24 protein-coding genes are annotated in these 23779 nt (G+C 70.4%); 18 read left to right on the plus strand and 6 right to left on the minus strand.

What is annotated here, in order from left to right; all coding sequences use genetic code 11:
* Window positions 1–37: 37 nt before the first annotated feature.
* The 4 genes from E1288_RS13260 to E1288_RS13275 all read right to left on the minus strand — a co-directional run bounded on the left by E1288_RS13260 (window position 38) and on the right by E1288_RS13275 (window position 4005).
* Window positions 38–460: a PIN domain-containing protein gene (locus E1288_RS13260; protein WP_132484767.1), complete on the minus strand. Its 423-nt coding sequence runs from the start codon at window positions 458–460 to the stop codon at window positions 38–40.
* Window positions 457–696: a DUF6364 family protein gene (locus tag E1288_RS13265; protein WP_132484768.1), complete on the minus strand. Its 240-nt coding sequence runs from the start codon at window positions 694–696 to the stop codon at window positions 457–459. Before E1288_RS13265 ends, E1288_RS13260 begins: the two co-directional genes overlap by 4 nt.
* Before the next feature lie 89 nt (window positions 697–785).
* The gene (locus tag E1288_RS47945; RefSeq protein WP_132484770.1) at window positions 786–1889 is read right to left on the minus strand and encodes an alpha/beta fold hydrolase; all 1104 of its coding nucleotides are present in this window, start codon (window positions 1887–1889) and stop codon (window positions 786–788) included.
* Window positions 1890–1950: 61 nt separating this feature from the next.
* Window positions 1951–4005, minus strand: coding sequence for a HelD family protein (locus tag E1288_RS13275; protein WP_132484772.1), 2055 nt, complete (start codon window positions 4003–4005; stop codon window positions 1951–1953).
* Between the two features lie 225 nt (window positions 4006–4230).
* Between E1288_RS13275 and rsmD the strand changes: the two genes are divergently transcribed.
* The 8 genes from rsmD (at window position 4231) to mutM (ending at window position 9473) form a co-directional block, all read left to right on the plus strand.
* A complete protein-coding gene (rsmD, locus tag E1288_RS13280) occupies window positions 4231–4791 on the plus strand; it encodes a 16S rRNA (guanine(966)-N(2))-methyltransferase RsmD (protein ID WP_132484774.1) in 561 nt (186 codons plus the stop codon).
* Window positions 4792–4895: 104 nt separating this feature from the next.
* Window positions 4896–5378, plus strand: coding sequence for a pantetheine-phosphate adenylyltransferase (coaD, locus tag E1288_RS13285; protein WP_093262682.1), 483 nt, complete (start codon window positions 4896–4898; stop codon window positions 5376–5378).
* 110 nt (window positions 5379–5488) lie between these two features.
* Entirely contained in the window at window positions 5489–5914 is a 426-nt protein-coding gene (locus tag E1288_RS13290; RefSeq protein ID WP_132484776.1) for a ribonuclease domain-containing protein, read from the plus strand.
* A 197-nt stretch (window positions 5915–6111) separates the two neighbouring features.
* The gene (locus E1288_RS13295; RefSeq protein WP_132484778.1) at window positions 6112–6843 is read left to right on the plus strand and encodes a DivIVA domain-containing protein; all 732 of its coding nucleotides are present in this window, start codon (window positions 6112–6114) and stop codon (window positions 6841–6843) included.
* A 167-nt stretch (window positions 6844–7010) separates the two neighbouring features.
* Window positions 7011–7583: a YceD family protein gene (locus E1288_RS13300; protein WP_165968092.1), complete on the plus strand. Its 573-nt coding sequence runs from the start codon at window positions 7011–7013 to the stop codon at window positions 7581–7583.
* 2 nt (window positions 7584–7585) lie between these two features.
* On the plus strand, window positions 7586–7768 hold the full coding sequence (gene rpmF, locus E1288_RS13305; RefSeq protein ID WP_093262685.1) for a 50S ribosomal protein L32: 183 nt from the start codon (window positions 7586–7588) through the stop codon (window positions 7766–7768).
* A gap of 14 nt (window positions 7769–7782) precedes the next feature.
* Window positions 7783–8529 (plus strand): ribonuclease III, encoded by a 747-nt coding sequence (rnc, locus tag E1288_RS13310; protein ID WP_132484780.1) that lies wholly within the window; start codon window positions 7783–7785, stop codon window positions 8527–8529.
* A 53-nt stretch (window positions 8530–8582) separates the two neighbouring features.
* On the plus strand, window positions 8583–9473 hold the full coding sequence (gene mutM / locus E1288_RS13315; RefSeq protein WP_132484782.1) for a bifunctional DNA-formamidopyrimidine glycosylase/DNA-(apurinic or apyrimidinic site) lyase: 891 nt from the start codon (window positions 8583–8585) through the stop codon (window positions 9471–9473).
* A gap of 99 nt (window positions 9474–9572) precedes the next feature.
* Here mutM and E1288_RS13320 read toward each other — a convergent pair whose 3' ends face one another.
* A complete protein-coding gene (locus E1288_RS13320) occupies window positions 9573–9974 on the minus strand; it encodes an SRPBCC family protein (RefSeq protein WP_132484784.1) in 402 nt (133 codons plus the stop codon).
* Between the two features lie 62 nt (window positions 9975–10036).
* Here E1288_RS13320 and E1288_RS13325 point away from each other — a divergent pair, with 62 nt between their 5' ends.
* The 5 genes from E1288_RS13325 (at window position 10037) to E1288_RS13345 (ending at window position 16547) form a co-directional block, all read left to right on the plus strand.
* Complete coding sequence (locus E1288_RS13325; protein ID WP_132484786.1) at window positions 10037–10636, plus strand: CGNR zinc finger domain-containing protein; 600 nt, start codon at window positions 10037–10039, stop codon at window positions 10634–10636.
* Between the two features lie 282 nt (window positions 10637–10918).
* On the plus strand, window positions 10919–12172 hold the full coding sequence (locus E1288_RS13330) for a bifunctional glycosyltransferase family 2/GtrA family protein (RefSeq protein ID WP_132484788.1): 1254 nt from the start codon (window positions 10919–10921) through the stop codon (window positions 12170–12172).
* A complete protein-coding gene (locus tag E1288_RS13335; protein ID WP_132484790.1) occupies window positions 12169–14247 on the plus strand; it encodes an ArnT family glycosyltransferase in 2079 nt (692 codons plus the stop codon). The genes E1288_RS13330 and E1288_RS13335 overlap by 4 nt, the downstream gene beginning before the upstream one ends.
* 138 nt (window positions 14248–14385) lie before the next feature.
* Window positions 14386–15102 (plus strand): response regulator transcription factor, encoded by a 717-nt coding sequence (locus tag E1288_RS13340; protein ID WP_093262694.1) that lies wholly within the window; start codon window positions 14386–14388, stop codon window positions 15100–15102.
* Window positions 15099–16547, plus strand: a complete 1449-nt coding sequence (locus tag E1288_RS13345; RefSeq protein ID WP_132484792.1) for a sensor histidine kinase — start codon at window positions 15099–15101, stop codon at window positions 16545–16547. Before E1288_RS13340 ends, E1288_RS13345 begins: the two co-directional genes overlap by 4 nt.
* A gap of 247 nt (window positions 16548–16794) precedes the next feature.
* Here E1288_RS13345 and asnB read toward each other — a convergent pair whose 3' ends face one another.
* Window positions 16795–18630 carry an asparagine synthase (glutamine-hydrolyzing) gene (asnB, locus tag E1288_RS13350; protein ID WP_132484794.1) on the minus strand — a complete coding sequence of 612 codons (1836 nt, stop codon included), beginning with the start codon at window positions 18628–18630 and terminating at the stop codon, window positions 16795–16797.
* 264 nt (window positions 18631–18894) lie between these two features.
* Here asnB and E1288_RS46895 point away from each other — a divergent pair, with 264 nt between their 5' ends.
* The 5 genes from E1288_RS46895 (at window position 18895) to E1288_RS13370 (ending at window position 23664) form a co-directional block, all read left to right on the plus strand.
* Window positions 18895–19065 (plus strand): hypothetical protein, encoded by a 171-nt coding sequence (locus E1288_RS46895; protein WP_165968086.1) that lies wholly within the window; start codon window positions 18895–18897, stop codon window positions 19063–19065.
* A 5-nt stretch (window positions 19066–19070) separates the two neighbouring features.
* Window positions 19071–19157 (plus strand): K(+)-transporting ATPase subunit F, encoded by an 87-nt coding sequence (kdpF, locus tag E1288_RS13355; protein WP_207954339.1) that lies wholly within the window; start codon window positions 19071–19073, stop codon window positions 19155–19157.
* Window positions 19157–20818 carry a potassium-transporting ATPase subunit KdpA gene (gene kdpA / locus E1288_RS13360; protein WP_132484798.1) on the plus strand — a complete coding sequence of 554 codons (1662 nt, stop codon included), beginning with the start codon at window positions 19157–19159 and terminating at the stop codon, window positions 20816–20818. Before kdpF ends, kdpA begins: the two co-directional genes overlap by 1 nt.
* Window positions 20815–22884, plus strand: a complete 2070-nt coding sequence (gene kdpB, locus E1288_RS13365; RefSeq protein ID WP_132484800.1) for a potassium-transporting ATPase subunit KdpB — start codon at window positions 20815–20817, stop codon at window positions 22882–22884. The genes kdpA and kdpB overlap by 4 nt, the downstream gene beginning before the upstream one ends.
* 177 nt (window positions 22885–23061) lie before the next feature.
* Window positions 23062–23664 (plus strand): potassium-transporting ATPase subunit C, encoded by a 603-nt coding sequence (locus tag E1288_RS13370; RefSeq protein ID WP_132484802.1) that lies wholly within the window; start codon window positions 23062–23064, stop codon window positions 23662–23664.
* Window positions 23665–23779: the final 115 nt, after the last annotated feature.

A 23779-nucleotide genomic window follows, 5' to 3' on the forward strand; every position in this document is an offset into this window, starting at 1 on the left:
GGGCCGTTTCCCCAGGAGACGGCCCGCTTTCGGCGTTTCAGGAGCGGAACGGGTTCTCGATCAGCAGGTTGCCGAAGCGCCGACCGTGCTGCATGTCCTCGGAAAGCAGTTTCGTCGCCCCGGCTCTCAGCGCTGCTTCGACGATGAGCGCGTCGTAGAACGCGACCGTGTGGTCCTCTTCCAGCTTGCCGGCCAAGACGATCAACAGCGGGTCGGTGCGAACCGGGTCCCACTCGGCGTACTTCGCCACCACCTGGCGCGCGGTTTCGCGGGACAGCTTGGTCTTTCGGGTCGCCACGGAGTAGAACTCCTGGAGCACTTGGGTGCTCAACACCCCGGTTTCCGTCGCCCAGAGCTCTTCCAGCAATTGGCGAGATTGGGTGGCGCGCAGGTCGCCGTCGTGCACGATGTGGGCGTAGACCAGGATGTTCGTGTCGATGAATGTGAGTTCAGCGGTCACCTGTCGTAAAGCTCCTCACGGGTCCATGATGGTGCGCTTTCGCCCGACCGCGCGGCCTCGTCCATGAGTGCGAGGGCTTCTTGCTTGGCGCGTTCGTAGCGCTCATCGGAGTCGGCGATCTTGGTGATCTGCTGGGCCAGAAGTCCGCTCAGCGACGTGTGCCTTCGTGCTGCTGCGATTTTCGCGCGCCGAATTACTGCCTCGTCCAGCTGGATTGTCACGTTTCTGCTACCCATGACCACACGATATCACGTGCACCACGCTACTTTGACGTGCAAGATGGTTTGACGTGCGGTTTTGTGCACGATCGAGTGATCTGGTCCGGTCACCGGTCGGACTGGACGAGGCCGTGTTCGTAGGCGTAGATCACCGCGTGCACGCGGGTTCGCAGGCCGAGTTTCGCGAGGATCCGGTTCACGTGGGTCTTCACGGTGCCTTCCTCGATCGTGCAGGCGGCCGCGATTTCGCCGTTGCTCATCCCGCGCGCCACCAGCCGCAGCACGTCGACTCCCGTCGCACCGGAATGGCGCGCGGCGTTCGTCAGGGGCCTCCTGCACCACCCGGTACGCGGTCCGGCCGACGGCCGGCGGCAGCCCGGCCGCGATGCCGGTTCGGTGCAGCCTGACCTTGCGCTCCCGGGAGGAGAGCCGGTCGGCGAGCCGGTCCAGGTCGGCCAGGCCCGGCTGACCGCCGGCCGGTTCCTCCCGCAATTCCCGCAGCAGGTCTTCGCGCGCGGCAGCAGCCAGGAGGGCCAGGACCGGTTGGTGTGGTCCATGACGCTGTCCAGGTACATCCGGCCGATGCGGTCCGGGAAGAACTCGGCGTAGGCCTGCCCGAAGACCGTTCCGTGGGAGTTGCCGTAGTAGTTCAGCTTCTCCTCACCCAACGCGGTCCTGATCGCGTCCATGTCGCGGGCGACCTGCCACGTGTTCAGCCTGCCCGCCAGCGGCCCGGCCGCTTCGGCGCAGCCGGTGCCGAAACGCCGGTTCTCGGCGGCGTAGGCGTCGTAGGTGGCCCGGTCCGGGAACACCCATTCCGCGTTCTCCGGCATGGGCATCGCATCCGGGCACCGCACCCCGGCGCTCTCCTCGAAGCCGCGCGGGTCGGAGACGACGACGTCGAACCACCGGGTGAGGTCGGCGAAGGCGGCCTTCGACTGGCGCAGCACCGAGATCTGCTGGGCGGGGCCGCCGATGTTGACCAGCAGCGTGCCCTTGCGGTTGGCCGGATCCTGCGCGGGGAGCCTGGCCAGCCCCAGGTCGATCCGGTCGCCGCCGGGATCGGCCCAGTCGACCGGCACGTCGATCCGGCCGCACTGCAGGCCGTCCCCGCAGTCCTGCCAGGACGGCCCCGGTTCGGCGGACGCGACGTGCACCGTCCCCGCCGCGAGCAGCCCCGCGCCGAGCACGATGGTGAGCAGTTTCTTCATGCGCCCAGGCTTTCGGGAACCCGGGCGGCCTGGCGTCCAACTTTCGATAGATCTTCGCGGGCTACGGCGTCTTGAGGACCGTCAGGAGCTGGGTCGCCCGGCTGAGGGCCACGTAGAGGGCCCGGCGGCCGGTGCTGGATTCCGCGGCCAGGCCGTCCGGGTCGACGACCACCACCGCGTCGTACTCCATGCCCTTGGCCTCCAGGCTGCCGACCACGCGGAGCCGCTCCGAATCGGATCCATCCACAGTGGACAGCCACTCGCGGACCTCGTCGCGGCGGGCCATCGTGGTGACCACGCCCACCGTGCCCTCGGCCGCCGCCACCAGCTCCACCGCGGCCGACCGCGCCGCCTGCGGCAGCTCGTCGGCGGCCACCTCGCGCACCGCCGGCTCGATGCCGGTCGTGCGCACCGCGACCGGCAGGTCGTCGGCCGGCACCAGGTCGCGGACCGCGTCGGCGGCGACGGCGAAGATCTCCGCCGAGTTCCGGTAGTTGGTGTGCAGTGTGAACCGGCGGTGCGTGCGCTGAGCGCTCAACGCCTCCTGCCGCGCGGCGGCGGCCTCGGCCGGATCGGGCCACGACGACTGGACCGGGTCGCCCACGATCGTCCAGCTCGCGTACCGCCCGCGGCGGCCCACCATGCGCCACTGCATCGGCGAGAGGTCCTGCGACTCGTCGACCACCACGTGCGCGTACTCGTCGTAGTTGACCGCGCGGCGCGACTGCTCCGCCTCCGGATCGGTGCGGCGGCGCTTCGGCGGCGGCCCGGCCAGCACCCGCAGCTCGTCGATCAGCGCGATGTCGGCGACCGTCCACTCGGTCACCTCGGACCACGACTTCGCCAGCAGGTCGACCTCCTCGGCCGACAGCAACCGGCGGGCGGCCTGGGACAGCCGCGCCGGGTCGGACAGCCAGCGCAGCACCTGCATCGGGTACAGCGGCGGCCACCACGCGACCAGGAACCGGTGGAACTCGATGCGCTCGCCGATCTCGCTGATCAGCCGCTCCCGTTCGGGCTGGAAGTCCTCGTCGGCGGCCTGCTTCGCCTGCTGCCACAGGGCTTCCAGCAGCGCGTCGGCCGCCCGCATCCGGTACCGGTTGGGCTGGCCGCCCTTGTTGTGCAGCGAGCGGCGGATCCGCTTCAGGTCGTCGGCCTGCAGCTTCAGCACCGTGCCCCGGTAGAACATCTGCAGGTGGTCCGGGGCGTCCGGCGGCGGCAGCCGCAGTGCCCGCCGGAGCACCTTGACCATCCGCGAGGAGCCCTTGACCTCCGCCGTGCGCGGATCGTCGATCTTGGCCGTGCCGATGCCGTCCAGCACCTCGCCGAGCGCCCGCAGCTCGACGTTGTGCTCGCCCATCGACGGCAGCACGCGGGAGATGTAGGACATGAACACCGGGGACGGGCCGACCACCAGCACCCCGGGGCCGCCGAGCCGGCGCTGGTCGCGGTAGAGCAGGTAGGCGGCGCGGTGCAGCGCCACCGCGGTCTTGCCGGTGCCCGGGCCGCCGGTGATCTCGGTGACCCCGCCCTCGGGCGCCCGGATCGCGTCGTCCTGCTCCTTCTGGATGGTGGCGACGATGTTGCGCATCGAGTCGCCGCGCGACCGGGTCAGCGCCGCCATCAGCGCGCCGTCGCCGATCACCCGCATGTCCGCCGGCGCCCGGTCCGGGTCCAGCAGGTCGTCGGAGAGGTCGACGACCTGCTCGCGGGACGAGCGGATCACCCGGCGCCGCACGACGTCCAGCGGCTGCTCGGGAGTGGCCTGGTAGAACGCCGCGGCCAGCGGGGCCCGCCAGTCCACCAGCAGGTTGTCGAACTGCGGGTCGCGGATGCCCAGCCGGCCGATGTGCACGGCATCGCCGCCGGCGAAGTCCAGGCGGCCGAACACCAGTCCCTCGGACTCGGCGTTCAGCGCCTGCAGCGTCCGGTTCGCGTGGTACAGCATCACGTCGCGCTCGTTCAGCGCTTCGGGAGTGGCCTCCAGGCCGTACTCGTAGCTCTTGTCGCGCATCGCCTCGGCTTCGGCGCGCAGTTCGTCGAGCCGGGCGTAAACCCGGTCGACGTGCTGCTGCTCGACCGCGATCTCGGCCTGCTTGGTGGACGCTTCGGACACCTGTGTCGTTCTCCCGTGTGGCGCAGTGGGCAGACCAATCAGCCTACGGCCCATCGCGGCGGCTGCTTGCTGCTCCCAGGAGCTAAGAACCCGAATACCCAGGCGTAAACTGAGCCGAACATCAACGCCCGCCGCGCGAGAGCGCCTGGCGGGCGTTTTGCGCCGCGGTGCCGCTTGCCAGGCCCGCGGAGCACCGGTCGGACGCGGGTGCGCGACGATGGTCAGGTGACTCGGATCGTGGCCGGAAGCGTGGGCGGGCGGCGCATCGACGTGCCCCCGCGAGGCACCAGACCCACCTCGGAGCGGGTGCGGGAAGCCCTGTTCAGCGCGCTCGAATCGGCCATCGAGCTGGCCGGCGCGCGGGTGCTCGACCTCTACGGCGGCTCCGGGGCGCTCGGCCTCGAAGCCCTCTCCCGCGGCGCCGCGCACGCCACGTTCGTCGAATCCGACCGCCGCGCCGCCCAGCTGCTGCGCCGCAACGCCGCGTCGCTCGGGTTCCGCGACGTCCGGGTCGAGCAGGCGAAGGCCGAAACCCTGATCGGCATCCCGACGGCGCAGCCGTTCGACGTGGTGCTGGCCGACCCGCCCTACGACCTCGCGCCCGAGCTGCTGCAGCGCGTGCTGGCCGGGCTGGCCCCGAACGGCTGGACCGCGCCGGGCAGCCTCGTCATCGTCGAGCGCGCGGTGCGCAGCGGCGAACCGGACTGGCCGCCGCCGCTGCAGGCCTTCCGCACCAAGCGCTACGGCGACACCGCCGTCCACTGGGCCGCGCACGAGGAGTCGTGAGTGCGAAGCCGGGCTGGAGCCCGTTTTCGCACTCACGACCCATGCGGTGACCCGCGCCACGTGATCGTGGGGGCATCCCCTGCCTGCTGCTAACGTGCCAGCTCATGAGGCGTGCCGTGTGTCCTGGCTCCTACGACCCGGTGACGAACGGTCATCTGGACATCATCGAGCGAGCGTCGAAGCTGTTCGACGAGGTCGTCGTCGCGGTGCTCATCAACAAGAACAAGAAGAGCCTGTTCAGCGTCGAAGAGCGGCTGGAAATGCTGCGCGAGGTCACCGCCCAGTGGCCGAACGTGCGCATCGACGCCTGGCACGGTCTGCTCGTGGACTACTGCAAGGCGCACGACATCGGCGCGATCGTCAAGGGCCTGCGCGCGGTCAGCGACTTCGACTACGAGCTGCAGATGGCGCAGATGAACCAGCAGCTGTCCGGGGTCGAGACGATGTTCATGTCCACCAACCCGCTGTACAGCTTCCTGGCCAGCTCGCTGGTCAAGGAGGTCGCCACCTACGGCGGCGACGTGTCGAACCTGCTACCGCCGACGATCGAGCGCCGCCTCCTCGACCGACTGGCCGAGCAGAACTGACCGCGATTGGGCCGATCGGTTCAATGCGTGTCCCACGATGGTGCCCGTGACATTTCGGGTTCACGTCAGCTTCAGTGCGTGAACACGTCATCGACGTAGCGTGCTCGGCCATGAAGCGGATCACGTCGAAGACACTCCAGGTCCTGTTGGCCGGTCTGATCGCCGTGGTGGGGCTGGTCGGGTTCCAGGCGAGCGCTCTGTCCGCCGCGCCGACGGCTGCCGTCGCGCAGGCGCCGTGCGGGGACACCTCGGGCTTCCAGAAGGTCGACCTCTCGGCGCTGCCGAAGGAGGCGACCGACACGGTCAACCTGATCAAGAAGGGCGGCCCCTACCCGTACCCGCAGGACGGCACGGTCTTCCAGAACCGGGAAGGCATCCTGCCGAAGTGCGCCAGCGGCTACTACCACGAGTACACCGTCAAGACCCCCGGCAGCGACGACCGCGGCGCCCGCCGGTTCGTGGTCGGCGACGGCGGCGAGTACTTCTACACCCAGGACCACTACGACAGCTTCCAACTGACCAACATCAACGCGTAGTCCACCGCGAGCCGTGCGCGTTCCGGGCCGTCCGGGACGCGCACGAGCGCGTTCGGGGGCTTGACACGCGGAACTGGATTTCCCCCGCCGCGCTGCCCGGCCCGGGCAGACTGGTAGCAGGACAAACCCATGATCGGCGGCTGCGGGTGTTCTGACATGCTTGCCACTGCGGCGGCTACGACGGCAGGGAGATCAAGGTGTACCGGGTGTTCGAGGCGCTCGACGAGCTGGTCACGATCGTCGAGGAAGCGCGTGGCGTGCCCATGACTTCGGGGTGCGTGGTGCCCCGCGGCGACGTGCTGGAGCTGCTCGACGACGTGCGGGACGCGATCCCGCAGGAACTCGACGACGCCCAGGACGTGCTCGACCACCGCGACGAGGTGGTGTCCACCGCGGCGGCGCAGGCCGACAAGTCGGTCACCGACGCCCGCAACGAGGCCGACCGCACGGTCGGCTCGGCGCGCGCCGAGGCGGAGCAGCTGCTCGCCGACGCCCGGGAGCAGGCCGACGAGCTGCTGGCCGAGGCGCGGGCGCAGGCGGAGCAGGCGGTGACCGCGGGCCGCCGCGAGTACGAGGAGTACGTCGGCCGCGCCCAGAGCGAGGCCGACCGCATGGTGCAGGCCGGCCGCGCCGCCTACGAGCAGTCGGTGCACGAGGGCAAGGCGGAGCAGGCCCGGCTGGTGGCCGACACCGAGGTGGTGCAGGCGGCGAACGCCGAGGCCAAGCGCATCGTCGACGAGGCGAACGAGGACGGCGAGCGGCTGCGCAGCGAGTGCGACGCGTACGTCGACTCCCGGCTCGCGGACTTCGAGGACCTGCTCAGCCGCACGCTGCGCACGGTCGGCAAGGGCCGCCAGCAGCTGCGCAGCCCGATGGGCGCCCCCTTCGACTACGAGGAGTGGCACGCCGGCAACACCGGCGCCAACTGATCTCCGCGCCACCGGGCCCGCGCCGGAGGCGGTCCCCGGTGGTGGAAGGCCCTGGTGTCGCGGCTGGAAGGGTGTCGCGTACCCTGGGAAAGCTGGCTGGGGATGATGCGCAGTTTCTCATCCGCCTATGCCGCACCGCCCTGTCGAATTGACCACCGAAACTTGTGATGTCTCAGAACCATGCAGCGCACACCGCGCACGTCGGCCCCTGGGTGATCGATACCCGGGAGATCGGCCACCGGGCCGGAAGCAGCCGTGCCTACACGCGCAGTGCCCCGGCGCCGACCGGGTTCGGGCTGGACATGATCAAGGTGCCGGAGGGCGATCCGGTGCAGCTCGACCTGCTGGCCGAGTCGGTGGTGGAGGGCGTGCTGGTGTCCGGCACCGCCGTGGCCACCTTGGCCGGCGAGTGCGTCCGGTGCCTGGACCCGATCTCCGACGAGGTCGAGGTGGAGGTGCGGGAGCTGTTCGCCTACCCGGACAGCGCCACGGACGTCAGCACGGATGACGACGAGGTCGAGCGGGTCGTGCACGACCTGATCGATCTCGAACCGGTGGTGCGGGACGCGATGTTGCTGTCGCTGCCCTCGGCGCCGTTGTGCTCGCCGGACTGCCAGGGGCTGTGCTCCGGGTGCGGCGTGAAGTGGGCCGAACTCGCCCCGGATCACACGCATGAGACCATTGATCCTCGCTGGGCTGCGCTGCAAGAGCGGCTCGGCGGGACCGAGGAGGAGAAGTAGTCGTGGCCGTCCCGAAGCGCAAGATGTCCCGGGCCAACACCCGTCACCGCCGGTCGCAGTGGAAGACCTCGGCGCCGACGCTGGTGCAGTGCTCCAACCGCTCCTGCCGCGAGCAGAAGCTGCCGCACGTCGTCTGCCCGGCCTGCGGTCAGTACGACGGCCGCCAGATCGTCCAGCCCGCCTGATCGGCGGTCGCGCAGTGGGGGGAAAGCAGTCGCGGGTCCGGAAGGTCGATCGGGCTCCGCTGTTGGCAGCGCTCGGCGTCGAACTCGACGCCGAGCTGCTCACCCTTGCCCTCACCCACCGCTCGTACGCCTACGAGAACGGTGGCCTGCCGCCCAACGAGCGGCTGGAGTTCCTCGGCGACGCGGTGCTCGGCCTGGTGATCACCGATCACCTGTACACCGAGCACCCGGACCTGCCCGAGGGGCAGCTCGCGAAGCTGCGCGCCAGCGTGGTCAACATGCACGCGCTGGCCGGCGTCGCTCGCGGGCTCGGTGAGGGCGGCTTGGGCGAATACCTGCTGTTGGGCAGGGGCGAGGAGCTCACGGGGGGCCGGGACAAGGCGAGCATCCTCGCGGACGGCCTGGAAGCCGTGCTCGGCGCGGTGTACCTGGCGGAGGGCATCGACGTCGCCCGTGGTGTCGTCCACCGGCTGTTCGAGCCGCTGCTGGCCGAGGCGCCGCAGCGCGGGGCCGGGCTGGACTGGAAGACGAGCCTGCAGGAGCTGACCGCGTCGGCGGGGCTCGGCGTGCCCGAGTACCGGGTCGAGGAGCAGGGCCCGGACCACCGCAAGGAGTTCAGCGCCTTCGTGGCGGTCGGCGGGCAGACCTACGGTCGCGGCGATGGCCGCACCAAGAAGGAAGCCGAGCAGAAGGCCGCCGAATCGGCCTGGCGCCAGCTCTCCGAACAGACCACCGAAGACGCCGGAACCCCTTCCGCGTAGCGGAATCCGGGGCCGCGCGCCGGGGTCCGGCGCGGGTGGTCGAAGATGTTTTCGTGCCCGAGTTGCCTGAGGTCGAGGTCGTCCGGCGCGGTGTCGCCGAACATGCTGTCGGCCGGACGTTGTCCGGCGTCGAGGTCCTGCATCCGCGAGCTGTCCGCCGACACGTGCCCGGTCCGGATGATTTCGCCGGTCGGCTCGTCGGTCGCTGCCTGAGCGCGGCGCGGCGGCGCGGCAAGTACCTGTGGCTGGAGCTCGGCGACGAGGCCGGTGCACCCGAATCCGGCGGCGAAGCGCTCGTAGTGCACCTGGGGATGAGCGGTCAGCTGCTCGTGCAGCCCGGCGACACCTCGGACGAGAAGCACCTGCGGGTGCGGATGAGGTTCTCCGACGGCGATCCGGAGCTGCGGTTCGTGGACCAGCGCACCTTCGGCGGCCTGCACCTGGCCGATCTGGTCGAGGTGGACGGGATCGCGCTGCCGAAGCCGGTGGCGCACATCGCGCCCGACCCGCTGGAGCAGGTGTTCGACCTCGAGGCGGTGGCCGACCGGCTGCGGGCGCGGCGCACCGGGATCAAGCGGGCGCTGCTGGACCAGAGCCTGGTGTCCGGCGTCGGCAACATCTACGCCGACGAGGCGCTGTGGCGGGCGAAGCTGCACTGGGCCCGGCCCACGGCGACGCTGACGCGGTCCAAGATCCGCGAGCTTTTCGGCGCCGTCACCGATGTCATGCAGCAGGCGCTGCACGCGGGTGGCACCTCGTTCGATGCCTTGTACGTCAACGTGAACGGCGAATCCGGCTACTTCGACCGGTCGCTGGCGGTGTACGGGCAGGCGGGGCACCCGTGCCCGCGGTGCGGGGCGTCGGTGCGACGCGATCCGTTCATGAACCGCTCGTCCTACACCTGCCCGGTGTGCCAGCCCAAGCCCCGCAACGCCCACCTCTGACGTTCATCCTTCCGGGTAGTTCTGGCGTTTTCGCGCGAAAACGGCGCCCGTCAGGCGTGGCGAGCGCCGGTTTCGCGCGAAAACGTCGTCAGCAAGGGCTCACGGCTCCGTTGCCAGGGCGGTTGTCACGGCGGTGATCGTGCGCTGCCAGTGGTCGCGTTGGCGGGCGCGCTCGTCCGCGTCGGCCAGCCACTCCTGGTGGAAGCGCAGTTGCGTGCGGTCGCCCTTGCCCACGATCGCGACCTGCACCGTCGTGTCGTGGTCCCAGTCGGCCGGCCGCCAGGTGAGCCGGACCCGGTCGAGTTCGCGGTGGCTGCGGATCTCGCCGGTCGTGCCGTCCGCCGTCCGGTAGGTCGCGCCCTTCTCCAGGGTGGCGCCCGCGCCGAGCCACAGCGCGATGCCCGCCGCGCTGGTGAGGAAGCGCCAGACCGCTTCCGGCGGGTGGGGCACGGTCTTGGAGACCCCGATCTGGAAGCCGGCGTCCTTGGTCTGCCCGATCATGTCCGCGCCCCGTCCTCGATGTAACCGGTTAAAGTGGTAGAGAAACCGAATATAGTGGTTACATGCGGGTGGGAACAAGGCTGCTGACCGCGGCGACCGGCGAACGGTTCCGGTTCGACGCCGGGTGCTTCTGCCTGGAGCTGCTGATCACCGGCGGACCGGGGCCGTACCAGCGCTACGAGATCCTGCACGAGCCGGCGGATCTGGCGCGCTGGCTGGAAGGATCGCGGCTGGCCGAGGTCGCGCCGCTGAGCGGCGACGACATCCGCATCCAGCCCGCCGAACTCCGCCGCATCAAGCGGTTCCGGGACACGATGTGGTCGGTCGCGAGGACCGTGGCGCACGGCGAGCGCCCGTCGAGCGCCGACCTGGAGGTGCTCAACGACAGCGCGGAGCCGCCGCCCCGGCCGCGGCTGGACCCGGCGACGGGCGTCCGGCAGTGGGCCTCGCCCGTCACCGGCGGCCAGATCCTCGGCGCCGCGGCCCGCGAGGCCATCGAGCTGCTCGGCGGCGATCGAGTCGAGCGGCTCCGGGAATGCGCGGCGGACGACTGCCAGTTGCTCTTCCTCGACACCTCCCGGCCGGGCTCCCGCCGGTGGTGCTCGATGCAGCGCTGCGGCAACCGCCACAAGGTGAACGCCCACCGGGCCCGCCAGCCCTGACATCCGAGGGGCCCGATTTCAAGTCACATCGGGGACTTTCCGGTCCGCCGACTCGGCGTCCACAGTGGTCGTTGAGGGATCCAGCGGTGAGCGGTCGCTTCTGGGAAATCTTCGGGAAATTGCCGGAAGCCCGCTGATCACGGCCGGAACGGGCCTGGTTGAGCTGCGGAAATGCGATCGGGTCCGGTCGCGGCCGCCGATTCCCAGGGATTTCCCAGCCTGTTTCCACGACACTCGCACCTCGCCCCGGCTTGATGGACGCCGGAAGCGAGGTGGTGGGAGATGAATGCTGTGCCGCAGCTCGGCGTCGACGCGCATCGCGTGGCTCGCCGGACCGCGACGATCGACGTGGTGATCCCGGTCTTCAACGAGGAACGAACCCTCCCGGGATGCCTGGAGGTGTTGCGCGAGCACCTGTCCGAAGGTTTTCCGTTCGCCTGGACCATTACGGTGGTCGACAACGCGAGCACGGACGGCACGCTGGGCGTCGCCCGCGAGCTGGCCCGTTCGATCGATGGCGTGCGGGTGCTGCACCTGGACCGCAAGGGGCGCGGCCTGGCGTTGCGCACCGCGTGGGGTTACAGCGACGCGGATGTCGTGGTCTACATGGACGTCGACCTGTCGACCGGCCTGGACGCGCTGCTCCCGCTGGTCGCCCCGCTGGTCAACGGGCATTCGGACCTGGCGATCGGTTCGCGGCTGGCGACCGGCGCCCGCACGGTCCGCGGCGGCAAGCGGGAGCTGATCTCGCGCTGCTACAACAAGATGATCCGCTGGACGCACGGTGCCGGGTTCACCGACGCGCAGTGCGGTTTCAAGGCGGCGCGCGCTGACGTGGTGAAGCCGCTGCTGAAGCACGTGAGCGACGATTCCTGGTTCTTCGACACCGAACTCCTGCTGCTGGCCGAGCACAACGGGCTGCGGGTGCACGAGGTGCCGGTGGACTGGGTCGAGGACGTCGACACCCGGGTCAACGTGGTGCGGACCGCCGTCGACGACGTCGCGGGCCTGGTCCGGGTGGCCCGAGCCAAGATCATGGGAGCGGCGAAGGTTCCCGGCCTGCCGCAGCGGCCCGCGCCGCGCGCCGCGCACCCGCAGGCGGTGCTGGCGAAGCGCGAGAACGGCCTGCTGTGGCAGCTGGTTTCGTTCGGCGTGATCGGCCTGGTGTCCACAGTGCTCACCTCGATCCTGTACGCCCTGCTGCGGTCCTGGTGGCCGCCGCTGCTGGCGAACCTGGTGGCGCTGACCGTCACCACGTTGTGGAACACCGAGGCCAACCGCCGGTTCACCTTCCTCGGCGGGTCGGCCGCTTCCGGCCGCGTGCACCTGCAGGGGCTGGTCGTGTTCGCCCTCTACTACGTCGTCACCTCCGGCGCGCTGCTCGGGTTGCACGCCTGGCAGCCGGATTCGTCGCGGTGGCTGGAAGTTCTCGTGCTCGTGGTGTCTTCGATGATCGGAACCGGGCTGCGGTTCGTGCTGCTGAGGTCGTGGGTCTTCCGGCCCGCGGCACTGCTGGAGGAAGAGGAACAGGGATGACGTCGGTTGATGCGACGAACGCGCAGCGCGCGGCCGCGCCGTGGCAGCGGATCTCGCTGGCCGCGATCTGCGTGCTGTCCGGGGTGCTGTACTGCTGGGGAATCGGCGGGTCCTGGGGGAACTCGTACTACTCGGCGGCCGTGAAGTCGATGTCGCAGAGCTTCGAGAACTTCTTCTTCGGCTCCTTCGACCCGGCCGGCGTGGTCACCGTGGACAAGCCGCCGATGGCCCTGTGGGTGCAGGTGCTTTCGGTGAAGGTGTTCGGGTTCAACCAGTTCGCCGTGCTGTTCCCGCAGGTGGTGGCGGGTGTCGGCGCGGTCTTCCTGCTGCACCGCGCGGTCCGGCGGTGGGCGGGGGAGCACGCCGCGCTGATCGCCGCGCTGGTGCTGGCGCTGACCCCGATCACGGTGGTGATCAACCGGGACAACAACCCGGACACGCTGCTCGTGCTGCTGGTCGTGGCGGCCGCGTACGCGATGACGCGATCCTTCGAGTCCCGCAAGGCCACCGGGTGGGTCGCGTTGGCGGCGTTCCTGGTCGGCTGCGGCTTCCTGACGAAGATGTTGCAGGCGTGGATGGTGCTGCCCGCCTTCATCGCGGCCTACCTGGTCGGCAGCCGCGCCGGTTGGGGGCGGCGCTTGCTGGACTTGGGCGTGGCGGCCGCGGTGGTCCTGGTCGGCTCGTTCTGGTGGGTCGTCGCGACCGCGCTGTGGCCGTCGCCGAAGCCGTACATCGGTGGCAGCGCGGACGGTTCCGCCTGGGATCTCGTGTTCGGCTACAACGGCTTCGGGCGGATCTTCGGCGGCGGTGGTGGGGGCTTTCAACCGCCCAGTGGCGGGCTCCAACCGCCGGGCAGCAGCCAGCCGCCGGGCGGTGGCGGCGGATTCTCCGGCTCGTCGGGCGTGCTGCGGTTGTTCAACGAGCAGCTCGCCGGCCAGATCAGCTGGCTGCTGCCGCTGTGCGCGTTGGTGCTGGTCGCGATGCTGGTCGCCGGGGTGCGGCGGTGGCGCGGCGGTCGGCCGCTGGACCGGGAGCAGGCCGCGGGCTGGGTGCTCTGGGGCGGTTGGCTGGTGGTCATCGGCGTCATGTTCAGCTTCGCTCAGGGCATCATGCACCCCTACTACACGACGATGCTCGCGCCTGCCGTCGGCGCGATCGTCGGGGCCGGTGTCGTCCGGTTCTGGCGCTGGTACCGCGAACCGCAGGGCAAGGCGTGGCTGCTGCTTCCGGTCGGCGTCGCGGTCACGGTGGCGTGGGCGGTGGCCATCGTCGCGCGCGACCTGAGCTGGCACGCGTGGGCCGGGTACGCGGCCGCCGGGTTGGGCGTGCTCGCGCTGGTCGTGCTCGTGGTCGGCCGGCGCGGCAAGGCGCTGGCCAGAACGGGCCTGGCGCTGGGCTTGGCCGCGGCCCTGGCGGTGCCGACGGCGTGGTCGGCGATCGGCGCGGTCAGCGCCCAGAAGAGCATGGGTGGTGCGAACCCGATGGCCGGGCCGGAGACGGGCATGCGCCCACCGGGAGTGCGGTTCCCGGATGCGGGCGACGGCGGGCCCCCGGACGGGCAGAGCCAAGACGGCGGGCAGAACTCGGTCGAGCCGGGCGGCGCCGAGCAAAGACCGATCTTGATCGTCGGCGGCATGGGCGGCGGCGGGTCGCTGAGCGCGGAGCAGCGCAAGATGCTCGACTACGTCCAGGCCAATGCGGGTGATCTCGACGTGCCGCTGGCGGTAGAGGCCGGCTCGATGGGCGCTTCGTCCTACATCATCAACTCGGACATGACCGTGGTCGGCATGGGCGGATTCAGCGGCGGCGACGACGCCCCGTCGGTGGCTCAGCTGACCGAGTGGAAGCGGACCGGTCAGCTCGGCTTCGTCCAGCTCGGCGGCATGGGTGGCATGCCGCGTCGGGACGGCATGGGCGACGGCGCACCGGCTGGCGCGCAGCCTCCCGGCGGCATGCCGGGCGGCGAGGTCAGGCAGGAACGCGACGAATGGGTGAAGCAGAACTGCACCCCCGTCGACCCGGCCGCCTGGGGAGGCGCGGCGGACACGGCGGTACAGCTCTACAGGTGCAACTGACCCCGCGGGTGGGTGCGCGGCCGCGTCGTGCACCCACTCCGGGGAGCTCCGCGGTGGGTACTGTTCTGCCTGACCTGCGGAAACACCGGCCCATCCGGTTCCCAGACTTCTTCCAGGCTTTTCCCAGGGAGGTGGGCGATGCTTGACGGCGTGGCGGATACCAACAGCGCGCGCGTCCTGGTCGTCGACGACGAGCCCAACATCCTGGAGCTGCTGACGGCGGCGCTGCGCCTCAGCGGATTCGAGGTGCACGGCGCGGGCACCGGTGCCGACGCGCTGCGGGCCGCCGTGGAGTTCCGGCCGGACATCGTGGTGCTCGACGTGATGCTCCCGGACCGGGACGGGTTCTCGGTCGCCTCCGAGCTGCGCGCCAACGGCAACGCCGTGCCGGTGCTGTTCCTGACCGCCCGGGACGCCGTCGAGGACCGCATCGCCGGCCTGACCGCCGGCGGCGACGACTACGTCACGAAGCCGTTCAGCCTCGACGAGGTGGTGCTGCGGCTGCGCGCGATCCTGCGCCGGGTGCAGCCCGCGCAGGCCAACGACTCACGGCTGCGCTACCACGACCTGGAGCTGGACGAGGAGACCTACGAGGTCCGCCGCGGCGGCAGCCTGGTGAACCTGTCGCCGACCGAGTTCAAGCTGCTGCGCTACCTGCTGATCAACGCGGAGAAGGTGGTCAGCAAGGTGCAGATCCTGGACCGGGTGTGGAACTACGAGTTCGGCGGGGACAGCAGGATCGTCGAGTCCTACATCAGCTACCTGCGGCGCAAGGTCGACTCTGCCGCGCCGCCGCTGATCCACACCATCCGCGGTGTCGGCTACGTGCTGCGCCTGCCGCCGGAGCAGCGATGACGGTGCTGCGGACGCTGCGCGGGCGGCTGGTGCTCGTGCTGGTCGGCGCGCTGGTGGTCGGCCTGTTCCTGATGGGTGTGACCAGCACCGCCCTGCTGAGCCGGTCGCTGGTCGAGCGCACCGACGACCGGCTGGCGGCGCTGTCCGAGCCGTGGGAGCACGGGCTGGTCGCGCCGCCGGACCCGCTGCGGCCCCCGCCGGACCCCGCGCTCGAACGCGGCGAGTTGCCCACCGAGTTCCGGGTGCTGATGTTCGATCCCGGTGGCGGCCAGGTCGGCGCCGTGATCGGGCAGCCCCAGACCGACCAGGGCGGCCCGGTGCTGCGGGATCCGCAGCACGGCCCGCCGATCAAGACCGTGCCCGACCGGGCGGGCGGCTCGGACTGGCGGGTGCGGACGGTCGCCCTGCCCAACGGGCGGTACGTGGTGCTCGCGCTGTCGCTGGCGAACGTCGAGGCGACCGTGCGCCAGCTGATCGTCATCGAGCTGGTGGTCGGCGCCGTGGTGCTGCTCGTGCTGGCCGTCGCGGCGGCGCTGACGGTGCGGCTGAGCCTGCGGCCGCTGAACCGGATCGAGCACACCGCCGACGCCATCGCGGCCGGGCAGCTCGACCGGCGCGTGCCGGACCAGGACCCGCGCACCGAGACGGGCCGGCTCGGCGCGGCGCTGAACACGATGCTCGGGCGACTGGTGGACGCGTTGCAGCAGCGGGAGCACTCCGAGCTCCGGTTGCGGCGGTTCGTCGCGGACGCCGGGCACGAGCTGCGGACGCCGTTGACGTCGATCCGGGGCTTCGCGGAGCTGTACCGGCGCAGCGATCAGCACCGCGAGGAGGACGTGCGGATGATGATGCGGCGCATCGAGTCCGAGGCGGAGCGCATGGGCGGCCTCGTCGACGACCTGCTGCTGCTGGCCCGGCTGGACCGGGAACGCACCATAGACCTGGTCGACGTCGATGTGGTGCCGCTGGTGCAGGACGTCGTGCAGGACGGGCGGGCGCGCGACCCCGAGCGGGAGATCGAGCTGCGGGACGGGGATCGCCCGCTTCGGGTGCTCGCCGACAGCCCTCGGCTCCGCCAGGTGCTGACGAACCTGGTGAACAACGCCCTGATGCACACCCCGCCGGGTTCGCCGGTCACCGTCGAGGTCGCGCGGGGTTCGGCCGGGGGAGGGGCGCTCGCGGCGGCCGGCGCGGAGCTGCCGACGGGCACCCCGGTGGCGTTGATCTCGGTCACCGACACCGGCCCGGGCATCCCGCCGGAGCATGCACCGAGGATCTTCGACCGCTTCTACCGGGTCGACGACGGCCGGCACCGCGACGCCGGCGGAACGGGCCTCGGCCTGGCGATCACGACGGCGATCGCCGAGTCCCACAACGGCAGGGTGGAACTGCACGCCAACCCCGACGGCGGCAGCACCTTCCGCCTCCTCCTGCCCCTGACCTGACCGGCGCGACGGAAAGCGCCCGATTTTAGGCAAAATCGGGAGCCAGCCGAACAGCACCGTTGGAGCCGGGTCTCCCAATTTTAGGCAAAATTGGGGGCCTTCTTGCCCGGTGGGGATTCCAATTTTAGGCAAAATCGGGAAGTTCCCCACGGCGCCTCGGAGCGTGGCGTTTCGGCGGAACCGGCGCTTGATCGATCGTGCTCGGGAGTTGCGCAATTTCTCGGGAATTGCGTAACCCCCGTTCCGGTCAGAGCTTGATCGTCGGGTTGTGGATGTCGAACCACATCGACAGGTCGAGGGCCCTTTCGAAGGTGAAGCGCGCCATCGGGTCGATCCGCGCCGGGTCCTGCGCCAGCGTTCCGCGCAGCCACCGCTCGTCGAGCAGCGACAGCGCCGGGTCTCCCGCGGCGACGAGGTCCGCCACCTGGCGCTGCAGCACCGCCGCGTACTTCGGGTCCTGAGTGGACGGATATGGGCTCTTCACCCGCTCCACCACCGACTTCGGCAGCACGTCGGCGGTGGCGTGCCGCAGCAGGCTCTTCTCCCGGCCGTCGAAGGTCTTCAGCGACCATGGGGCGTTGAAGACGTACTCCACCAGCCGGTGGTCGCAGAACGGCACCCGCACCTCCAGGCCGACCGCCATGCTCATCCGGTCCTTGCGGTCCAGCAGGACGCGGACGAACCGGGTCAGGTGCAGGTAGCAGATCTCCCGCATCCGGCGCTCGAAGTCGCCCTCCCCGTCGAGCACCGGGACCGAGCCGATGGCGTCGCGGTAGCTGTCGGCCACGTAGGACTCCAGGTCCAGCGCCGCCGCCAGGTCCGGGCTGAGGACCTCCGCCCGCTCGGTGGAGTGCGTGCGCACCGCGGCGATCCACGGGAAGGTCTCGGCCTGCCGCACCTGCGGGTCGTGGAACCACTTGTAGCCGCCGAAGACCTCGTCCGCGGACTCGCCGGACAGCGCCACGGTCGAATGCCCGCGGATCGCCTTGAACAGCAAGTAGAGCGACTGGTCGAGGTCGCCCATCCCCAGCGGGACGTCCCGGGCCTTTACGGTGGCGCGGCGCACGGCGGGATCGGCGAGCGCGTCGGGGTCCAGGACGATGTCCTGGTGCAGCGACCCGACGTGCTCGGCGACGTCGTGGACGTACGGCGTGTCGGGCGTGCCACGCATCTCGTCGGGCACGAAGTTCTCGGCCTGGCCGAGGAAATCGACCGCGAAGCTGCGGACCTGCTCGCCGCTGCGCGCCAGCTGGCGGCCGGCCAGCGCGGTGATGGCGCTGGAGTCCAGGCCGCCGGAGAGCAGCACGCAGCGCGGCACGTCGGAGATCAGCTGCCGCGCGACGATGTCGTCGAGCAGCTCGCGGACGTGCGCGACCGAGGCCTGCTGGTCGTCGTCGTGCGCCGCGGCCCGCAGCCGCCAGTAGGTGTGCTCGCGCAGGCCCTTGCGGTCGACGGTGACGACGGTGCCCGGCTCCACCTCGCGCATGCCGGACCACATCGCCTGCCGCGGCGTCTTGACCATCGCGAACATCTCGCGCAGCCCGTCGACGTCGACGACCTTCTCGGCCAGCGGGTTGGCCAGGATCGCCTTCGGCTCGGAACCGAACAGCACGCCTTGCCCGGTCGGGTAGTAGTACAGCGGTTTGATGCCCATCCGGTCGCGGATCAGCAGCAGCTGCTCGCTGCGGGTGTCCCAGACGGCGAAGGCGAACATCCCGTTCAGGTGTTCGGCGACCTGCGGGCCCCACTCGAGGTAGCCGTGCAGCACGACCTCGGTGTCGCTGTCGGTGTCGAAGCGGTGGCCGCGGCGCCGCAGTTCGTCGCGTAGGTCGGTGAAGTTGTAGGCCTCGCCGCTGTAGACGATCGCGACCTCGCCGTCGGGCGTCGCGGCCTCCATCGGCTGCGCCCCGCCGGGCAGGTCGATGATGGCCAGCCGCCGGTGGCCGAGGGCGGCGTGCGGGCGCACCCAGGTGCCGCCGGCGTCCGGGCCGCGGCAGGTCATGGTGGCGCACATGGCGTCGATGGCGGGTCGTTCGCCGGTCAGGTCGCGCTGGAAGTCGATCCAGCCGGAGATGCCGCACATTTCGGGTTCTCCTCCGTGTCGGTTTGACCTCGCGTCGGGCCGCGGGCGCCGGGTTCCGGGTGGTCCGAGCCACACGCGCTTTCATTAGCCAGGTTAACGAGATCGTTGCATCGACGAAACCAACTCACGGAGTGAAGTCACCCACTCACAAATCGTGCGGATCAGCGAAACCGCCCGAAAACCGGCGCAGTCGGTTCACTCGATCGGGCGCATCAAGAACGCATCAATGCGCTCGGGGCGGGCGTCAAGGAGCCGTCATAGGCCTTGGCCACGCCCATCGCGGGGATTTCGCTGGACGTAGGAGGCCACCACGAGCCGGTGGCCCGATTTCGAGTGAAGGAGTGCGCAGCGGTGGCTGATCTCGCCTACGCCGTGCTGCTGATCGGCGGGTTCCTCGTCCTTGCGTTGACCCTCCGCGGTTTGGAGCGCTTGTGAGCACCATGCTTGCCAACGTCGCCGGAGGCGTGTTGGCGCTGCTGTTGATCGGTTACCTGTTCGTCGCGCTTATCCGGCCGGAGAAGTTCTGATGAGTTCCCCCTTGGTCGGCCTGGTGCAGGTCGGCCTCCTGATCCTGGCCATCGGCGTGGTCTACCGGCCCCTCGGTGACTACCTGGCCCACGTCTACACCAGCGAGAAGCACTGGCGCGTCGAGAAGGCGGTGTACCGCCTGGTGCGCATCGACGGCGACGCCCAGCAGCGCTGGACCACCTACGCCGCCGGCGTCCTCGGCTTCTCGGTCATGTCCGTCGCGCTGCTCTACCTGATGCAGCGGTTGCAGCCGCTGCTGCCGCTGAGCTTCGGCCGCGGCGCGGTCGACCCCGCGACGGCGTTCAACACGGCGGTCAGCTTCGTGACCAACACGAACTGGCAGTCCTACGTGCCGGAGCAGGTGCTCGGGCACACCGTGCAGATGGCCGGGCTGACCGTGCAGAACTTCGTCTCGGCTGCCGTCGGCATGGCGGTGGCGATCGCGCTGGTGCGCGGCTTCGCCGCCGCCGGGACCGGCCGCATCGGCAACATCTGGGTGGACATCACCCGCGGCTGCACCCGCGTGCTGCTACCGATCGCGGTCATCGCGGCGGTGCTGCTCGTCGCGCTCGGCGGGGCGATGAGCCTCGCCTCGGGCATCCAGGTCATCGGTCTGGACGGGCAGGCGCACACCATCGCCACCGCGCCGATCGCCAGCCAGGAGGTCATCAAGGACCTCGGCACCAACGGCGGCGGCGTGCTCAACGCCAACTCGGCGCACCCGTTCTCCAACCCCGGCGGCATCAGCAACCTGCTGCAGATCTTCCTGATCCTGGTCATCCCGCTGACCCTGACCCGCACCTTCGGCACCATGGTCGGCGACCGCCGCCAGGGCCGGGTGCTGCTGTCGGTGATGGTCGCGATCATGGCCGTGATGACCGCGGTCGTCTGGTGGGCCGAAAGCCACCCCAACGGCCCGGCGACGCTGGCCGCCGGCGGTGCCCTGGAAGGCAAGGAGACCCGCTTCGGGCTGTTCCTGTCCGGCCTGTTCGCGGTCGCCACGACCGGCACCTCCACCGGCGCCGTCAACGCGATGCACGACAGCTTCACCGGGCTCGGCGGTCTGGTGCCGCTGCTGAACATGCTGCTCGGCGAGGTCGCGCCCGGCGGCGTCGGCGCGGGGTTGTACGGCATCCTGGTGCTGGCCGTGATCGCGGTGTTCCTGGCCGGGCTGATGGTCGGCCGCACGCCGGAGTACCTGGGCAAGAAGCTCGGGCGGCGGGAGGTCACCGCGGCCGCGCTGTCGATCCTCGTGATGCCCACGATGGTGCTGCTCGGGGCCGGCACCGCGCTCGCGCTGCCGTCCACTCAGGACGCCCTGAACAACACCGGCGCGCACGGCCTGTCGGAGGTCCTCTACGCCTTCGCCTCGGCGGGCAACAACAACGGCAGCGCCTTCGCCGGGCTGACCGTGACCAGCGACTTCTTCCAGGTCGCGCTCGGCATCGCGATGCTCTTCGGCCGGTTCGTGCCCATCCTCGCGGTGCTGATGCTGGCCGGCGCGGTTGCCCAGCAGCAGCGCGTCCCGGCCACCGCCGGCACGCTGCCCACCACCGGCCCGCTGTTCGCCGGGCTGCTCGGCGGCACCGTCATCCTCGTCGCGGCGCTGACCTTCCTGCCCGCGCTCGCCCTCGGACCGATCGCGGAGGCCCTCGCATGACCACCATGCTGGAGAAACCCCAGGAGTCGCAGCAGGAAACCGGGCCGCGGAAGATGTCCGCGGGCGCGTTCAGCCCGCGCCAGCTGTGGACGTCGCTGCCGGAAGCGCTGCGCAAGCTGAACCCGAAGCACCAGCTGGCCAACCCGGTCATGTTCGTGGTGTGGGCCGGCTCGGTGCTGACGACCGTGCTCGCCGTGGCCGAACCGAACGTGTTCAGCATCTCGGTGGCCGCCTGGTTGTGGTTCACCGTGCTGTTCGCCAACCTCGCCGAAGCCGTCGCCGAAGGCCGCGGCCGGGCGCAGGCGGAATCGTTGCGGCGCACCAAGACCGAGGCGGTCGCGCGGCGGCTGGTCGACGGCGTCGAGGAGCAGGTGCCGGGCACGGCGCTGCGCATCGGCGACCGGGTCGTGGTCGAGGCCGGCGAGGTCATCCCCGGCGACGGCGACGTCGTCGAGGGCATCGCGACCGTCGACGAATCGGCGATCACCGGCGAATCCGCCCCGGTGATCCGGGAATCCGGCGGCGACCGCTCGGCGGTCACGGCCGGCACGACGGTGCTCTCCGACCGGATCGTCGTGGAGATCACCACCAAGCCGGGCGAAACGTTCGTCGACCGGATGATCGCGCTGGTCGAGGGCGCGCAGCGGCAGAAGACGCCGAACGAGATCGCGCTGACGATCCTGCTGTCCACGCTGACGATCATCTTCCTGCTCGCGGTGGTCGCCCTGCAGCCGATGGCCGGCTACTCCGGCTCGCTGCTGTCGCTGATCACCCTGACCGCGCTGCTGGTGTGCCTGATCCCGACGACGATCGGCGCGCTGCTGTCGGCGATCGGCATCGCCGGCATGGACCGGCTGGTGCAGCGCAACGTGCTCGCCAAGTCCGGCCGCGCCGTGGAGGCCGCAGGCGACGTGGACACGTTGCTGCTGGACAAGACCGGCACGATCACCTTCGGCAACCGGCGCTGCACCGAGCTGCTGCCCGTCGGCGGCGCCACGCTCGGCGAGCTGGCCGAGGTCGCGCGGCTGTCCAGCCTCGCCGACCGGACCCCGGAGGGCACCAGCATCGTGGCGTACTGCGCCGAGCAGTACGGGCTGCCCGCGCGGCCGCGCGGTTCGGAGCTGCAAGCCGAAGAGGTCGCCTTCACCGCGCAGACCCGGATGAGCGGCATCGACATCGACGGCCGCGAGATCCGCAAGGGCGCCACCAGCGCGGTGCGCGCCTGGGCCGGCGGCATCTCGTCCGAAGTGGAGGGACTCACCGGGGAGATCGCGTCGCAGGGCGGCACGCCGCTGGTGGTCGCCGAGCGCAGTGGCGGCGAAACCCGCGTGGTCGGCGTGATCCGGCTGTCCGATGTGGTCAAACCCGGCATGAAGGAGCGGTTCGCCGAGCTGCGCGCGATGGGCATCCGCACCGTGATGGTCACCGGCGACAACGAGCTCACGGCCAAGGCCATCGCCGCCGAGGCCGGCGTCGACGACTACCTCGCCGAGGCCAAGCCCGAGGACAAGATGGCCCTGATCAAGGCCGAGCAGGAAGGCGGCCGCCTGGTCGCGATGACCGGCGACGGCACCAACGACGCGCCCGCGCTCGCGCAGGCCGACGTCGGCGTGGCGATGAACACCGGCACGGCGGCGGCCAAAGAGGCCGGCAACATGGTCGACCTCGACTCCGACCCGACGAAGCTGATCGAGATCGTCGAGATCGGCAAGCAGCTGCTGATCACCCGCGGCGCGCTGACCACCTTCAGCATCGCCAACGACCTGGCCAAGTACTTCGCGATCCTGCCCGCGATGTTCGTGGCGATCTACCCGCAGCTGGACGCGCTGAACATCATGCGGCTGGCCACCCCGGCGTCGGCGATCCTGTCGGCCGTCGTCTTCAACGCGCTGGTCATCATCGCGCTGATCCCGCTGGCGCTGCGCGGGGTCCGCTACCGGCCGACCACGGCGAGCGCGCTGCTGCGGCGCAACCTGCTGGTCTACGGGCTCGGCGGCATCGTCACGCCGTTCCTCGGGATCTGGCTGATCGACCTGGTCATCCGCTTCATCCCGGGCATCGGCTGAGAGGGCCCGAGACCTGCCGAGGATCCCGTTGGTCCGCGATTTCAATGGAAATTGCGGTCATCCGGCGTGTCAGGTCCCGACACGCCGGGACCTGTGGACAACTTCCCGCAATTTCAATGGAAATCGGACCTTCGATTTCCATTGAAATTGCGGCCGACCCGAACCGAAGAGGCACTGATGAAAAGCACACTGCTGCGGCAGGCGTTCGCGGGGTTGCGGCTGTTGCTGGTGGCGACCGTCGTGCTCGGCGTGGCGTATCCGCTGGCGATCTGGGGCATCAGCCGGATCCCCGGCCTGCAGGCCAACGCCGAGGGCTCGCAGATCGTCGTGGACGGCAAGGTCGTCGGCTCGTCGCTGATCGGCATCGACCCGGTCCCGGCCGACCCGGCCAACGACCCGTACTTCCACACCCGCCCCGCGGCGTCCGCCGAGGGCGCGCTCGGCCCGGGCGACCCGGCGAGCACCGGCGGCTCCAACTACGGCGGAGCCAGCGAGGACCTGCTCGCCGCCGTGCAGGAGCGGAGCGACGCCATCGCCGGCCGCGAGGGCGTGCGGCCCGAGCAGGTGCCGACGGACGCCGTCACGGCGTCGGGCAGCGGCGTCGACCCGGACATCAGCCCGGCCTACGCGGAGCTGCAGGCGGCCCGGGTGGCCCGCGTCACCGGCATCCCGCTGGAGGAGGTCCGGCGCCTGATCGCCGAGAACACCAGCGGTGGGATCGTCGCCGAGCGCGTGGTGAACGTGACGACCCTCAACGTCGCCGTCCACCGGGCAAGGTGATGCCGACAGGGTAAGTTGCCTGGTCAGGGCCCGTGCGTACTTTTGGTTGCCATAGCGGCACAAAGGACGCACGGGCCATAGGCGGTACTCGTTGAAGGCAACCGCTAATAACAGC

This window comes from Saccharopolyspora elongata, assembly GCF_004348985.1.
In the GTDB taxonomy this organism is placed as follows: Bacteria; Actinomycetota; Actinomycetes; order Mycobacteriales; family Pseudonocardiaceae; genus Saccharopolyspora; species Saccharopolyspora elongata.